This is a genomic window from Aliivibrio sp. S2TY2, assembly GCF_028765525.1.
Classification (GTDB): Bacteria; Pseudomonadota; Gammaproteobacteria; order Enterobacterales; family Vibrionaceae; genus Aliivibrio; species Aliivibrio finisterrensis_A.
The window spans coordinates 67,160-82,685 of the sequence record NZ_JARACS010000009.1 but is presented as its reverse complement, the minus strand read 5'-3'; the positions used below and the strand labels follow the sequence as shown (position 1 = coordinate 82,685).

General features: G+C 36.6%; 12 protein-coding genes. 1 reads left to right on the top strand and 11 read right to left on the bottom strand.

Annotation, left to right across the window (positions count from 1 at the left end; genetic code table 11):
- Window positions 1–6: 6 nt before the first annotated feature.
- Window positions 7–5,373: a hypothetical protein gene (locus tag PVK63_RS14100; protein ID WP_274440656.1), complete on the top strand. Its 5,367-nt coding sequence runs from the start codon at window positions 7–9 to the stop codon at window positions 5,371–5,373.
- Between the two features lie 64 nt (window positions 5,374–5,437).
- On the opposite strand, the gene PVK63_RS14095 is transcribed toward PVK63_RS14100, so the two are convergent.
- The 11 genes from PVK63_RS14095 to PVK63_RS14045 all read right to left on the bottom strand — a co-directional run bounded on the left by PVK63_RS14095 (window position 5,438) and on the right by PVK63_RS14045 (window position 15,519).
- Window positions 5,438–7,501, bottom strand: coding sequence for a hypothetical protein (locus PVK63_RS14095; protein WP_192957916.1), 2,064 nt, complete (start codon window positions 7,499–7,501; stop codon window positions 5,438–5,440).
- Window positions 7,502–7,914: 413 nt separating this feature from the next.
- Window positions 7,915–8,904 carry a hypothetical protein gene (locus PVK63_RS14090; RefSeq protein WP_274440657.1) on the bottom strand — a complete coding sequence of 330 codons (990 nt, stop codon included), beginning with the start codon at window positions 8,902–8,904 and terminating at the stop codon, window positions 7,915–7,917.
- Window positions 8,905–9,287: 383 nt separating this feature from the next.
- Window positions 9,288–10,244 (bottom strand): DUF932 domain-containing protein, encoded by a 957-nt coding sequence (locus PVK63_RS14085; protein ID WP_274440658.1) that lies wholly within the window; start codon window positions 10,242–10,244, stop codon window positions 9,288–9,290.
- 311 nt (window positions 10,245–10,555) lie between these two features.
- The gene (locus tag PVK63_RS14080) at window positions 10,556–10,885 is read right to left on the bottom strand and encodes a hypothetical protein (RefSeq protein WP_274440659.1); all 330 of its coding nucleotides are present in this window, start codon (window positions 10,883–10,885) and stop codon (window positions 10,556–10,558) included.
- A gap of 79 nt (window positions 10,886–10,964) precedes the next feature.
- Window positions 10,965–12,059 (bottom strand): LPD29 domain-containing protein, encoded by a 1,095-nt coding sequence (locus PVK63_RS14075; protein WP_274440660.1) that lies wholly within the window; start codon window positions 12,057–12,059, stop codon window positions 10,965–10,967.
- Between the two features lie 227 nt (window positions 12,060–12,286).
- A complete protein-coding gene (locus tag PVK63_RS14070; RefSeq protein ID WP_274440661.1) occupies window positions 12,287–12,610 on the bottom strand; it encodes a hypothetical protein in 324 nt (107 codons plus the stop codon).
- A 36-nt stretch (window positions 12,611–12,646) separates the two neighbouring features.
- Window positions 12,647–12,991 carry a hypothetical protein gene (locus PVK63_RS14065; protein ID WP_274440662.1) on the bottom strand — a complete coding sequence of 115 codons (345 nt, stop codon included), beginning with the start codon at window positions 12,989–12,991 and terminating at the stop codon, window positions 12,647–12,649.
- Between the two features lie 26 nt (window positions 12,992–13,017).
- Window positions 13,018–13,608 (bottom strand): hypothetical protein, encoded by a 591-nt coding sequence (locus PVK63_RS14060; RefSeq protein WP_192957923.1) that lies wholly within the window; start codon window positions 13,606–13,608, stop codon window positions 13,018–13,020.
- Window positions 13,609–13,616: 8 nt separating this feature from the next.
- Window positions 13,617–14,078: a hypothetical protein gene (locus PVK63_RS14055; RefSeq protein WP_192957924.1), complete on the bottom strand. Its 462-nt coding sequence runs from the start codon at window positions 14,076–14,078 to the stop codon at window positions 13,617–13,619.
- Between the two features lie 187 nt (window positions 14,079–14,265).
- The gene (locus PVK63_RS14050; RefSeq protein WP_192957925.1) at window positions 14,266–14,634 is read right to left on the bottom strand and encodes a hypothetical protein; all 369 of its coding nucleotides are present in this window, start codon (window positions 14,632–14,634) and stop codon (window positions 14,266–14,268) included.
- Window positions 14,635–14,802: 168 nt separating this feature from the next.
- Window positions 14,803–15,519, bottom strand: a complete 717-nt coding sequence (locus PVK63_RS14045; RefSeq protein WP_192957926.1) for a hypothetical protein — start codon at window positions 15,517–15,519, stop codon at window positions 14,803–14,805.
- Window positions 15,520–15,526: the final 7 nt, after the last annotated feature.

The window sequence follows — 15,526 nt, the reverse complement described above, 5'->3', positions numbered from 1 at the left end:
ATCAATATGAATGAAATCAAACACGATACCATTGATACTTTAAGCAAAGTGCTTCAAGGATCAAGAGATGACCTAAATATTCCCTCGGCCTTAGATTCATCAAAAACAATAAGATTGCCTTATGTTGGCGATAAGGGGAAATTTACAGAATATTATGGAATGACATTTGGGCAACTTGGAGGACGTGTTGAGCAATTAAAAGTTCCACCTCAAATTCCAATGTTAAAAAACATCGCGAATGCAGCATTAAGATACAGTGCAAGTGCAATGTTGCCCGTTAACCATAGCTTTCATAATGAGGTTCGTCGCTTACATAGCAGCCTTATTTCTATCAACAAATCCGAACGATCCAAACAAGAAAAAATAACAGATAAAAATAAAGCGCTCGTAAAAATAAACAAAGCATATTCAAATCGTTTTTCTAAAAAAAATCCAAACAACGAATATAAAAAAACAAGAGAATTAGCAGAACAACTCGTTAATGAGTCAATAAATGAGCTAGAACGGTTAGACCAACTCGGGGTATATAGCCGATCAGATGCCCTAAAACTTGCTAATGGTTACTTATCCATTTTTGAATCAAACGTTATTGTAAAAAGTACATCAGACGTTGAGAAATTATTAATACAAGAATTTTTATATAGTGAAGATTCACAAGTTGCTTTTTTGAAAAAAAAATTCAACTCAGATAACCCACATGTATATTTGAAAATGTTATTAGAACAAAACATCAGTGTCTTTGATTCTGCGGCAAAAGAAGCCAATATCGATGCCGATGCTATGATTGACCTCATTGAACTTAGCGAAAATGATTCACCTGTTGATAATTTAGCAACATCTATTTCGAAAAAAGCTGCATTAAACGCGAAAAAATCAGTTCGAGGTGCGTTTAACGCTTACATCAAGAATGACCAAAAAAATAGCAGATTTAAGAACGTATTATTAAATGTACATATATGGAAAGGTGGAAAAAAAGAAATCGAATCTTTTTATTTTTACCCTTCCTTTGAAAATGCAAATGATCCGCACTCACGTAATGAATATACTGATTTCTTAAAAGAAGGAAATGTACCAAATGTAGTCTTTAATGAAAAATCAGTTCAAGAATTCCAGCAAAGGGAAGCTGATCGTAGCATCAAAAGACAACAAATTTTGCACGAGATTGAATTAGAAAACATTGAAAAATTAGCTAGCGCTAAAAACAATTATCTACAACAAACACCTGTAACGTCTCAGGAACAATTAAAAAGCACCTATTGGGAACAAAAAGGACTTGTCGTTGAAGCAGCTCAACATCTGACGGGATTAAGAATTGATTCTAACGGTACAACATGGCTACCACTAGATCAGTCTCTTAACGAAGAGAGAGATATAAGCACGACAACAGGTTATCAAAAAATATACGCTGAAAAAATAGAGATCAAAAGAGACGGTGAAGAAAGTGAATATCTAAATAAGATGTTTGATGGCCTTGGTGATGGTACTAAAAAACAAGCGTTCTATACCATTGGGAATCCTAGTGAAGCGAGCATAATCATTACTAATGAAGGCATCGCAAATGGTTTGCATGCTTACGTTGAATCAAAAAAACGCGGTCTTAATGCATTAGTGATTTGTGCAATTGATGCTGGAAATATAAATCACGCAATACGTGCTGCCCTCAATAAGTACCCTACACTCCCAATTATAAACATGGCAGACAATGACCGCTTTAATAAACATGGCCAAGAGCGCTTTGCTCCAGCAATTTCATATACCGATTTAACAACTAAAGAAGTCGTTCGGTTGGAAAATACTGGCCTAAAAGTGGCTAAAGACTTTAAAGATGCAATTGAATTAGCAAGTGTTTTTGTTGATTTCAGTGATATTAATGGTAAAGACTTCACGAAAGAACAACAAGAAAACAAGCTGTCTGATATTGATGATTTAATTCATACATTAGAAAATCACTATCGTAGTGAAGGCGACTCAAATGAAATAGCAAGAGATAAAGCCCGAAATGAAGCTGGTGATTATTTATTACATGCGATTACAACCACACTTCAAACGAGTGTAAGCCCTAACTGGAACATAGAAAACCAGTATAAATATAAATGGATCCCTACCGATATCAATTTAAACAAAGAACAATTTCAAAATTTTTACGACATAAAAGATTCGTTAATACATGCGTATGATTTTTTCAAAGCATCTAATAGTCAACACCTAGATTATCAAACATATTCTCAAGTAATAAAAACAGGTAGAGAGATGAACTTAATCTTCAATGATAGTTCTCCTTCAACTCAAAAGGCCCAAAAGCCAGCTCAAAAAGTAGAGACTAACTTAGTTTCAATACAGGAAATTCCATTAGTTGAAATGCACGGTCAATTACCTTTAACTCAACTCTACGAAAATAAAGAAGTTCTTCAAGAACAGATTTATGACTTGGAAAACAGAATAGATAATTTAGCTTTATCCTCTAGTGATAAAGCACAAGACAAAATTGCAAATTATGAATTAAAACTGAATTCATTAACTCAAGAACTAAAGGTGCTTCAAGATCAGATAGCTAAAGTTGAACCTGAAAAAGTCACTAAATCAACACTAAAAGTAGAGTCTGACGATTTTGTACAAAAAATGAGTGACGCTTTCTCTATCCCAAAAGAAATCCATGATTTAAAAAATAAGCTCTCTATTTTTAATGAAAGCATAGTAAAAAATGAACTGAACGAAACTGATCTGTCACTCAAGCAAACAGCAATAGAATTAAACCTCATTTTATTAGACATCAATCAAGAACCCACAATTGAGCATGATATTAATGAGACTAAATTAATAGATTTAAATTTACAGAATATTGCATTAGCACAAAACATCATTGATTCTTATCTAACGATGGATTCTGATTTGCAAGAGTCAGTACAAGCAGACGCAGCATTAATTTCATCTGCCATTGATGAGGAAATTAATAAAGTTAATAATATAGCGATAGCCTCTTCAACTGAGAAAACCGAAACCGAGCAATCTGCCGTGGTCGAAACCCCTGAGCTTGAATTAGCAGAAGAGATCCAGCCTCAAGTCGAGGCTGAGCAACCTGCCGTGGTGGAAACCACTGAGCCTGAAGCAACGGAAGAAACCCAGCCTAAAGCCGAAACCGAGCAACCTGACGTGGTGGAAGCTACTGAGCCTGAAGCAACGGAAGAAACCCAGCCTCAAGTCGAGGCTGAGCAACCTGACATGGTGGAAACCACTGAGCCTGAAGCAACGGAAGAAGTTCAACCTCAAGCCGAGACTGAACAATCTGCCGTGGTGGAAACCACTGAGCCTGAATTAGCAGAAGAAACCCAGCCTCAAACCGAAACTGAGCAACCTGCCGTGGTGGAAGCTACTGAGCCTGAAGCAACGGAAGAAACCCAGCCTAAAGCCGAAACCGAGCAACCTGACGTGGTGGAAGCTACTGAGCCTGAATTAGCAGAAGAGACCCAGCCTCAAGCCGAAACTGAGCAACCTGACATGGTGGAAACCACTGAGCCTGAATTAGCAGAAGAGACCCAGCCTCAAGCTGAGGCTGAGCAATCTGCCGTGGTGGAAACCGCTGAGCCTGAATTAGCAGAAGAGACCCAGCCTCAAGCCGAGGCTGAGCAATCTGCCGTGGTGGAAACCGCTGAGCCTGAAGCAACGGAAGAAACCCAGCCTCAAGCCGAAACTGAGCAACCTGCCGTGGTGGAAACCGCTGAGCCTGAATTAGCAGAAGAGACCCAGCCTGAAACCGAAACTGAGCAACCTGCCGTGGCGGAAACCACTGAGACTGAATTAACAGAAGAAACCCAGTCTAAAGCCGAAACCGAGCAACCTGACGTGGTGGAAGCTACTGAGCCTGAATTAGCAGAAGAGACCCAGCCTCAAACCGAGACTGAGCAATCTGCCGTGGTGGAAACCACTGAGCCTGAATTAGCAGAAGAAACCCAGCCTCAAACCGAAACTGAGCAACCTGCCGTGGCGGAAACCACTGAGCCTGAATTAGCAGAAGAGACCCAGCCTCAAGCTGAGGCTGAGCAATCTGCCGTGGTGGAAACCGCTGAGCCTGAATTAGCAGAAGAGACCCAGCCTCAAGCTGAGGCTGAGCAATCTGCCGTGGTGGAAACCGCTGAGCCTGAATTAGCAGAAGAGACCCAGCCTCAAGCCGAAACCGAGCAACCTGACGTGGTGGAAGCCACTGAGCCTGAATTAGCAGAAGAGACCCAGCCTCAAGCCGAGATTGAGCAACCTGCCGTGGTGGAAGCTGCTAAGCCAGAAGCAACAGAAGAAGTTCAAACTCAAGTCGAAACCGAGCAACCTGACATGGTCGAAACCACTGAGCCTGAATTAGCAGAAGAGACCCAATCTCAAGCGGAAACCGAGCAACCTGCCGTGGTGGAAGCTACTAAAGCTACAATGGAAAATATAGATAAAAAGCAATTTATCATTCATAAGGATTGGAGTTTTGCATCAACAGCGCCCGACTCGTTCCAAGCAACAATGAGTACTAATCATTTTCAACAAAATGAAATAAATATCATCAAGAAACTTCAACACGATTTGAGTGAAATTAAAAATCAATTAAACGTGATCCAAAAAATCAAACAAAACTCTCCCGTAAAACCTAGTGATAAATCTACGATATCTGAAAACAAATCGAACCAGACCCAGATCCCACAGAAGCGTTCTGCTCAAGAATTACAGCGATTATTTACCCCAGCACAATCCACTGACATTGTAATGGAGCAGAATAGTCAAATTAAACACTCTCTGGAAACAGAGGAGCAACCTACGATAAATGAAGAAAAAACATTAACAGAACTCATTAGTAAGCTAAACAATGACCTTCTAGCTAGCTATAAAGAGGATGAAATCCATAATGTAAAATTTAAACAATTAGATAATGTTCTCAAAGAAAACTTGAAAGCCATAATTGATAAAGCATTCATGGAACACGATGTGAAATCAATAACTGAACAACACAAATTAGTTGAAAGTATCAATACAATCGCAAGGCAATCTAATTTAAATCGTGGTGTATTGATCAGCTCTACAATGTCTCATGCATTATCTAATTCAACCTCAAATACGTCCTCTTACGCCATTCGTAATGTCATCTTTGATAACCTATCATTTTCAAATGACGGGCCTTTAACTAATGCAAGTATTGAGCATATTAACGGCAATATGAGCCTTGAAGAATATGTAGAATTGGCAGAGCTAACATTACCTGAAAAAGAATTTTCCGCAGCATTTGCAAGTGACTTAGATCGAATTAATAGACACAAAGAAGATAACCAAATAGAAAATAATTCAAGTATAAATATCCCTTCCAAAGAGTCTCAAATTGAAACTAATATTGGATTAAACTAATAGGGATTGAACAAAAAAAGCCTCGAAATTCGAGGCTTTTTTATCTCTTACACCAAGTAAAAAATCAATCTAAATCACTTAAGCCAAACGGATGATATGGGTGTGAAGTGTAACGAGAAAGATTACTTCTAGCGTACTTCCATATAATACTATCTCCAGATGCACCAGACCAAGAATGTTCAATCAATTCATTTACCCACGTTTCAATGTCTGATAAAAGAGTCCTATTACCCTCTTGTACTATCTTCTCATGCAACATAAACCCAGCCTTCAACGCTACAGGATTAATTCTAAGCGACTTTCTACTCGACTTTATATCATCGATTTCAGTTAGTACTTTATGAGACTCTACGTAAGATTCAGACAATAAAACAGCATCTCTAATTGTATTTAATTTAGCTATTTTATTTAATGAATATTCTTCTCTTTCATCTAACTTTGTTAACGCTGATATAAATTCCTTACTTGTAGAATCATTTTTTGAGAATGAATGAACAAATAAGCGTCTCTTTTGGCAGTCAGCAATTCGTTTATTTGAAAAAGAAACTTGCTGTTCAATTAAAGATAAAGAGTGCATATAAAAAGACTTCACATAAACCATTGTTAAATCTTTAACATAATCATCGTTAGTAAAAAGAAAATCAGGATCTTCTTTATTTTTCGATTCTATCTTTCCCCATTTTTCTGAAAAAACCTCAGAATATACATCATGATTAGAAAGTGACCTTTGTTTAATCTCATCAAGAAGAACATATTTAGTTCCCAAAGAATCATTCAATTCATCTATATTCGGCTTTAAATATACAGAATTACGATTATTGAAATAGTTAACATTCTCATCATTTACACAACAGTAACCATCGACTACAGAAAAAAATCCATTATCATTATTTAAATAAAATTTGAATTGCTCAGAGATATAGTTAAGAAAATATTCTTGAGCACTACGCATTGATATTGAATATTTAGCATTATTTTTTTCTCTCTCACTCTTACAATAAGATAAAAAGAATGCATCCCATGCTGACTCATTTACACCATAAATTGAATTATCAACGCCATCGAAATTGATGTTTTTTTCAGTAACGATAATCCCTTCAATATTTGATATAACAAAAATAATATCATCAACACTCAGTAAATAATCTGGAACGATATTATCGACGATATCAGAAAATTGTAGCTTTTCATCTTTTTTAGATTTAACAGTTTTACCAAAGTCAGCATTCTTATTATAGCCACCCTGTTTAAATTTCTTATATTCAAAATAACGTAAGAAGAAATTATATGCGTCATTATGACTAATTTTACCAACGTTATTTAAATACTGTTTTAGTAATGATGAAAACTCAGAGCTAGATGGTTCTTGAGTAACACAAGAAATATCATCAATTATTTTAAATTCAGGCCTAGCAGACAAAATTGAACGAATAAAGTCAACGGTAATTATGTTCTTTCCATTAAATTTAAAAGGGAATGAATCACAAATAGAGGTTAATATTGAAAACCCTATATAACTTGATTGTCTAGATATTTGTCTTTTTATTGATTCTATATGGGAGTTGAATTTTGTTTTATTAATAACATCAGGAAGAAAATAATATACACTTGGTTTTGTATTTCTTTTCGCTCTCTCCACCTTAACGCTAGAATCAATTGGATAAATTGACATTAAAACAGGCTTGCAATGAATATTACTCACAGAGTTAATTAAATATTGAATGCCTTCGGGAGCAATCTCACTGGAAATTACATTATTATTAATTAAGTATAAATTTGCTTGCTCATGAGTCAGAGGTAGTAATTTTGATAAATTGCATATTTGTTTCTTATCATCATTACTTATGTCTAACTTTACATTTTGCTCATATTTCTTTGTTATTATACGCAACATTGCTGGTGTCATATAAAATGAGCCAACTAAATGAGCGTCACATGGAAAATATTCATACGGAGTATATGATAATAACTTTTCATTAGTTAAAGATTCAGAGCAAAGAAATCCTTGTTTCAGCATTGTGATGTAAACATCAAACAACACTCGCTTAAATTCCATGTTATTACTAACTGAATTACTATTAAACAATGAAGTGGCTATGTCATTTACTGCCCTATCAAAATCAATCACTTTTATCTCCCGATAAACACTATATTTCCTTTACACATTATAACATGTATTAGATTGCTTACGATAAAAAAAGAAATATTAACAGATTAATTTCAAATACTTGTTGAGATGCTATATTGAAGAGGAAAAGTGAAGCGGTAGTGTGAGGGTTCTACATCTATTAGAAAATGTTTATAAATTACTTTAAGATTTTCTTATAAATACTATTAGATACCTTTATAAATGGAAATTATCATGAATTTACTTAAAAGTCAAATTGAAGTGTATTGCATTATTGTTCTATAAAACAATGTCTTATTAAAAAATGAAGAAAATGTCTTATTAAAAAATCAGACCTGAGCAAGTTATTTTTCTGAAAAACAGACAAAAAAAAGCCGCTCAACAATGAGCGGCTTATTTGATAATATTGTAAGTTATTCGGCTAGTGCATTTTGAGCTTCAAGCGCACGAGCGTTGTGTTCGTCTTTTTTCTCTACAGCATCAGCCAATGATTTAACTTTGTTAATCATTGCTTCTGGTAAGTGGATATTTCCATCAGCATCAATGCGAGTAGACATATATTTAATTAAAGACTCCATTTCATCAATTTTGCCTTTTGCTAAATTCTTCTCACGTAATCCACCACGGGCGCGAGTTACGCCCTCTGGAGCGTGAACCTTTGCAGCTAGTCGAGTTGGTTGGTTATTATCAGAATCAACCGCCTCTGTATTTACTGGCTCTTGTGAAACAGGTTGTGTACGTAAACCAATATCAGCCAATGCGTATTGAGTTGCTTTTGTTGAACCGTGTTTATTAATAAAGTTACGTGCGCGAGTTGCACTGATTTTATTATCTTCAACCAACTGGATTAATTCATCATCACCCTCAAGCAATTTAACTGAATTACAAATCACTGATTTTGAGTGACCTGTTTTATTCACGATTTCAATTAACTCCATGCCCTCATCTTGTAGGCGTTTAAATACGCGAGCGTTTTGAATAACCGTCATTGCTTTACCTTGGTTATGATTAAACGCCATCATAATCGCTTCAGCTTCGTTTTTCGGAAAAACGGCATCAGCATCGAATAAAGAATTTTCAGTAAATACATTACCCTCTGCGATTAATTCAGTAATTGCAATATGAGTATGGTGTCCACCAAGTACAGCAAAACGTTCTTCGTTATTAACTAAACATGGTTGAACTTTAAATGGTGCTGGAGCTGTTCCATTTGAGAAAGCTGTTTTTAATTGCTTAACATGGTTAGCATCAATATTACGGATGTTCCATTCAGGGCGAATATATAAAGCGTCTAAAGAAACACGTAGACCATCAGGGCGAGAACATGAAATGCCTTGGTCTTTAATTGCTTTAGTGTGTGCCTTAACGTTGCCTTTATTTAGTGCTTGGAATGTAGTAGTCATTTTGTAGCTCCTTAAATTAATGTGCTTTGCTTAACTGACAGTGTCATTATACCGCACTTTACGCAAATAACAAAGTAATTCGAGCTATATTGAAGCTATATGAGTAAATATTTTTCAGAAAAATAAAAAGGAAGAAAAATAAAGAAAAGCTTGACCGAGGAGGACTTTAGTCGATGATTATAAAATAAAGAATAGCTCATTAAAAAATCGAAAAATGTCTTATTGAAAAATAGAAAAATAAAAAATCAAATGAGATCAGGTTTAATACGGTAGGTTATTAGCCTAAAAAAATAAGCCACTTGCACATATAACCATTTTTCAGAAAAACAAAAAAAAGCCCTTACTAAGTAAGGGCGTTAAATATTAGGTAATGAGTTTATAAATTAAAGTAGGAATTGTGCGGTTTTATTTACAACAGGATTCCAAATTGCAGGTTTACGCATTAAATTCTGGATAGACTTTTCACGATCTAAACGAACGTTATCAATATTTGAAATATTACTTTCATTTACTTTGTAGTGAGTAGCCCACGCAGTTAATGAGTTATACATCGCCCAATGATTTTCACCAAGTGTCTTTTTATGGTCGGTATATAAGCGCTCAAACATATCAAACTTACTCATACTTAATTCACGCCCAACGGTAGACATATCAGTAATAATTTTATCCGCATCTTTTCTATTTAATGGTGAGTTAATTAACTTACTCCAATAATCACCCATATTTTCAAAACTAGAAACTGCGGTTGTTACTTGTCTAGTCACTTGGGCGAAATCCATTGTTCCAGTGTGGCGCACATCGAGAGATAAGAATTTTTCACCAGTAACCATGCCGTTAGTACATACGATACGAAAGCCGCCAGCTTGCACCTGAAAATTGCATGAGCCGTCATAAGAGTTCACAACAACAAGGCGTAAAATAACTTTGTCACCGCTACCGATTTGCACCATGTGAGCAGGGAAGAAATATTGACGAATAACCTTACCGCCTTTATTAACCACAGCGTCTTTAATGAATGCCCCATCCATATTAAGCACCCCATTTTCGGCAAGGGTATTAACCGCCTCATTCACTGAATCAAACGCATCAGAATTTTTAAGAAGAGTGTAACGGCTGCCATGAACAGCAATGATGTGATTAGCTTCTGAATCAAAAACGATCTGGTTATCGTTGTCGGTCATGTTGCTGTTTAAATGCTCTTTGAGTGGTTGGATATTTACATCAAAGAAAATGTTAGAATTAGTGCGATCATCAACAATCAGATCACGCCAGTTGTTCTCAGTAGCCATGCTATTGAAATCAGGTAAAACGCTGTTTGCTTCAAATAATGTCGGTGTCATAATATTGCTCCTAAAAATGAATGTGTATTGCTTAACTGACCCAGTCATTATACCGCAAAACGCCCACCACACAAAGCAGTAAAAGTGATAAAACTCGCTTAGACAGAAAAAAATACCTTATTCATTTTTCAGAAAAACAGAGGATAACAACAGCCTCAAAAGCCACTTATAGTTATTGACAGAAAACAGGACTTTGCCACATCATTTCAAAATAAGAATGTCTTATTAAAAAATTAAAGCCCATCTTCAGAAAAGGAAAAAAGAAGAAAAAAAGAAAGGCCAGTATCTCAACTAGCCCAAATAGAAACGAATTAGCGATCAATCGATAAAAGTCCTGATTTAGTCCACTTCGCTCCCATCTCAATAAGCTTATCAAGCTTCACAAAAAAAGAAGGTGCATTCTTTTTACACCACATATTAAATTCAAGTCTCTGGTTCATCTGGAGTTGATTAGTCAATGCCAGTGTAATTTCTTTTTGGGTCAGCTCCCCGACTTCTGGCATAGGTAAATCAAGCTTATCAAATTGCTTCTTATTCATGGTCGTCACGCGATCATCACTATCAATGCAAGCAAAGAAGAATTTAGCACGTCTTGATAGGTTAACTTTTTTCATTGTCTCTCTAACGATAGCCTTTCTCATAATGATGCCCTATTACGTTATTTGAACAAAGTAGATAAAAGGCCAGCTTCTCAACTGACCTAAGTATTAAAGGGAGGTATTAAGAGTGAGCAAGTTGAAAACGTTGAGCGTCATTCTTAAGGTTAAATATAAACCCCTGTCTCTGATCTGAATAAGAGCCTCGTAAAGATTGAGCATGTTTTAGTAATGCGGTTGTGCTACTTACGGCAACATCACCAGAAAGAGGAACAAGGTATTTCGCATGACGATCATGAACAATCGCCTCAAACGAGTTCATTGATATTGAATCAATCAAAACAGCCGCATGAGTATCAGGAGAGTTATACAGCTTCTTGGTTGTTTTTTGGAAAAATGGAATAATGCTTAATTCACAATGAAGTAATTTAGACACATCATCAAACTGGCACTCTTCAAAGAATACTGAATGTAATGCGCCCTTTCTGAAATTATCAACCGTGATTAGATTGGTTTGATTAGATGAATAAATTGTTGTTAGCGTATCAATCGTTTTTTGAATCGCAGCATCAGAAAATTGGCGAACGGTACTGACGCGCTCAACGCCACCAAACTCCTCATTAAATGGGCTGTATTTGTTCCCTGCTTGATACTTATCCATAATTGCATCAACCGCTTCAATGGTAGGGCCATCAACCCACTCAATTAATACACGGTGATAATCTGACTTAACAGAGAATTTATGGCCTAAGAAATTTCGTTTAAGATCTTTGCGTATATTTTTTGCAACGGCTGCACCGCCTGCGTATTTTTCGATTTGAGATAAATGAGAATAAGCTTCATCATTTGAAATCATTTCACGAGCCGTATTAAAAGCAAGCTGCTCTTCTTCCTTCTGAGATAATATCTCTTGGTCACGCTTTTGAGCGCCATAAACCAAGTTATAAATAGTTTCTTCTGAAGCTAATGCTTTGCCTTCAATGATGCCGTATTGAGTCCCTTGGCGTAATAGCGTTTCTGGGATGTGCTTCATCATATGACCAGACAAAAACACAACATTTACATGACCACCACCAACGGTATTTAGTTGGCTTACTGACTCATAAGATGAATTTTCCATACTCACGACAACCCCAAGGCCACGATTATAGAGAGACATTTCAACCCATGAACCACGAGAAATAATACCTTTGAAATTTTTAGCCGCTTGAACTGTCATGATGTAGCTCCTTAAATTAGTATGCATTGCTTAACTGACATAGTCATTATACCGCAATAAGGGGTTTATTGTGTGATGTATAGGGGTTTTAGAGGTAAAAAAAGGAAATAAAAAACTTGAAAAAAAGAGGACTTAGCTCGCATCATTTAAAAATGAAAACGTCTTATTTGAAAATCAAGGCCATGTTAGCTAATGGCCCTTATTGGTGGTGGGGGAAATGCCATTATCTAAAATGGCACATCAAAATCTAAATCAACGCTTGGCATAATGATAAGTCGTAAATCACTGATACAGCCTTTTTCAATGTTTTCTTTATGCGTGAGTAAATCTGATTTAATGATCTCCAGTTCTGCAATCGCTTCCTTTTCAAAACCAAACCGACACACATTTACTTCATGCTCATAATACATATCATCACTGATAGCTTGATCATCAATCACCGCTTTAAACCGTGCAATGCTTTCATTAATCGCCACTACGCCACACATAGGCGCATCATAGAAAGTATTAATAAAATGAGCCTTAAGCGCTCGACTGAGTGAGGTAAACATAATTAATCCTTATAGCAGCTCAAAGGCCAACTAACGCTATTCATCATCGCTCAAACATTCAGAGCATGCATTACATGAAAAACAATAACGACAACCACAATGACCGCTGCCACAATCACAGCAGTTATACAGCTCTGAACATCCCATCGCTATGTCACTATTTAAGCTCTCGCACATATTATTTAAGAACTCATCAATAACAGCCTTAACATGGTCCACCGCTTGTTCACTTTTAAACGGCTTAATCACTAGGTTAGTCGGATCCGTAAAAGTAAGTTCTTTGTTTTGTTTAAGCACATAAGCGCGAATTTGCTTAACCTTCACCGCCTTTGTTAATTCATCGCTTGAGATATGGATAGATAATTCATTTTGATTGCACATAATCATTGTTCCTTTGCTTATTATCTCTATACGTTAATCAGAGAGATGATCGCTTTAATTTGGTTGTGGTCTAATTCATTAAGGTGTAAATCAAACTTAGGCTCTTTTGATGACGCTTGAGAATGCGGCACAATCACTTCACCACGCATACAGTCTGAATTGTAAGTCTGTATCCCCCATGCTTTATAACTAACATGATGGCTTTTACCCGTTAATGGTTCGAGAGATAACACCGATTGCAGATCATTAAATAACTCGTCTTGTGCATCTAGTACCGCGACACGATCAGAGTGAACGTTTCTTAACTCGTTCAACTGAACTAATGCGCTATCAAAATGAATGAGTAGCTTTTGTTTAATATCGTGCATGATTTTATCAATCGACTTATCTAAACTGCATCCGATTGAAGCATGACGAACAAAAACATGGCGATTGGTTGGGTCAAAAAAACCAAGTGCAAACGTCGGGATTGCTCTTGTTGTATCTGAGCTAACAAAAATAACAATTCCTGACGTGTGTTTTGCAAAAAAACGATCACAATCATGCTTGTCTACACGCCACTCACTGCCAAGACAGATCACCGCCATTTTAAGCGGTTTAATTGATAAATGCCCCATAATGCCCCCTACTTCGCACTAACAACGGTTACACGCTTAAAGGGTGCGCCTGTGACCGCTCCACCACCACTAGAGTTATGATGGCTAATCTCTAAGTGACATGGAATAAAACCTGTTGAGCGCCCCACATAAAAACGACGGGTTTCCCCATAACAGTCCACCACTTCTACTTGCTTGCCCTCTAACCCATTGAGCTGAGCGCTTAACTCCGTTGGGGTCTTAATTCCCTTTTCTTTGTATAAGCCACGCGCAAGATCAACAAGCAGATTATAGAAGTTATACGCTTTCATGGTCCCTTTACGAATAGGCTTTGCTGGCAAGACCATGTTTTGTTTTGTGGTGAAAAATTCATGCATTTCATCAATACGATTTGCTACGACATCAAAACCTAAACAGCTAAATGATTTATTTTGATGACGCATTACATATAATTTTTGTTCACGATTAAGAGTGATTGTTAGTGCTGACATAATGTGTGGCTCCTGAATTTAAGTGCATTTGCTTAACTGACACTGTCATTATACCGCAATACAATTAACATGACGACAATATAACGAATAAAACAGGATAAAATTACAGCTATTTTTCAGAAAAATGAGGGGGACAAAAAAAGGCTTAAGCGCATAAACACTTAAGCCCTTTTTATGTTGTGGTGGTTTAATCCCACATTATTTTTGATTGATTTAGTGCATGTAAAAAATCAATGCGTTGTGCTGCTTTAACTCTTGGCGTGATGAAATTACGAACGCCTGACTTGCTTGATAGAATCTGCTGACTAACATGATATAAGTGGTCGATACCAAATTGATTAAATAGCCCTTTTAGAATCGAATTACGGGCCGCTCTCTTTTGCGCTTTCTTCGCTCTGGCTAAATGCGTTTGATAAATGGCTTCTGGCATATTTTCAATAGGCGCATACATTGTGCCACGCTCGGGATCACCATACATAATGTAATTGCCTTCACCTTTATAATCATTGTGAGTTTGTTGATAAATTAAGTTAATGTCGTCTTGATTGCGTTCCATAATGGACCCCTTAAATTGTGTACTTGCTTAACTGACATAGTCATTATACCGCAACTTGGTAAATTAAGTGCTTTTAATACAAGTAAAGGTGAAGGAAGTCGCAAAAAAAAACCCTCAAAAAAGAGGGCAAAAAGTCAGTCAGTTTTATTATTATCAAGGAGCAAAATTCTATCCTTTTTTACAATACTCAATGGCTTCTAGTAATTCATCAAAAGTCTCACAAGCCCCTATTTCTGAATGATTGGTTTGAAACTCTTCATAGTACGGGTTGTAAGCCAATTCATAACCATTAATGGTAAATACCGTGTCATCAAGGGAGCTAATTACATCCCCATCCCAACGGGCAGAGCCTTTGCTACTTTCACCATAATAAACATTGAAGCGCTCGTTCTTTTTAATGCAATGAGGAACACAAGCACGAGTGATTAATGGGTGGTGGTTAATCGTATAGTCATCGTATCCGTTGGCGTTCTCGACTAAAGTAAATGTGGGCTCAAGTCGAGGCGTGATATTTTCTGGAAAAATGAATTGAGTGAGATTCAGTAAAATACGTTCTTCTTTTTCGAGATCCGTTCCTTCTTCAAAATCGATTCCCACTAATTGTGTTTTTATAAACGACATCAGCTCATGGTGGTGGCCTTGCTGAACTTCTTGAGCAATAAGCTCCAGATCATGAATTGGGTTTACCTGCGACAATATTATTCGCTTACTTCCAAAAGCGTAGTGTTCAAGCAGTAATAGATGAGCGCTACAATCTTGAGTGTTCTCTTTGAACTGAGTAATGGCATCTTGTTTGGTTGCAAATTTAGGAAAGTTTTTAAATCCCCACGCTTGGGTCCATCCCTTATTAATTGGATCAAATTTTACCACTTGAAAATTAGACATGATCGCT

Bases quoted from the DNA above. Each gene is read 5' to 3' on its own strand.
- PVK63_RS14065 (WP_274440662.1), bottom strand. From the start codon at position 12,991: ATGTGCAATCAAAATGAATTATCTATCCATATCTCAAGCGATGAATTA.
- PVK63_RS14060 (WP_192957923.1), bottom strand. From the start codon at position 13,608: ATGGGGCATTTATCAATTAAACCGCTTAAAATGGCGGTGATCTGTCTT.
- PVK63_RS14090 (WP_274440657.1), bottom strand. From the start codon at position 8,904: ATGACTACTACATTCCAAGCACTAAATAAAGGCAACGTTAAGGCACAC.
- PVK63_RS14045 (WP_192957926.1), bottom strand. From the start codon at position 15,519: ATGTCTAATTTTCAAGTGGTAAAATTTGATCCAATTAATAAGGGATGG.
- PVK63_RS14085 (WP_274440658.1), bottom strand. From the start codon at position 10,244: ATGACACCGACATTATTTGAAGCAAACAGCGTTTTACCTGATTTCAAT.
- PVK63_RS14070 (WP_274440661.1), bottom strand. From the start codon at position 12,610: ATGTTTACCTCACTCAGTCGAGCGCTTAAGGCTCATTTTATTAATACT.
- PVK63_RS14100 (WP_274440656.1), top strand. From the start codon at position 7: ATGAATGAAATCAAACACGATACCATTGATACTTTAAGCAAAGTGCTT.
- PVK63_RS14055 (WP_192957924.1), bottom strand. From the start codon at position 14,078: ATGTCAGCACTAACAATCACTCTTAATCGTGAACAAAAATTATATGTA.
- PVK63_RS14080 (WP_274440659.1), bottom strand. From the start codon at position 10,885: ATGAGAAAGGCTATCGTTAGAGAGACAATGAAAAAAGTTAACCTATCA.
- PVK63_RS14050 (WP_192957925.1), bottom strand. From the start codon at position 14,634: ATGGAACGCAATCAAGACGACATTAACTTAATTTATCAACAAACTCAC.
- PVK63_RS14075 (WP_274440660.1), bottom strand. From the start codon at position 12,059: ATGACAGTTCAAGCGGCTAAAAATTTCAAAGGTATTATTTCTCGTGGT.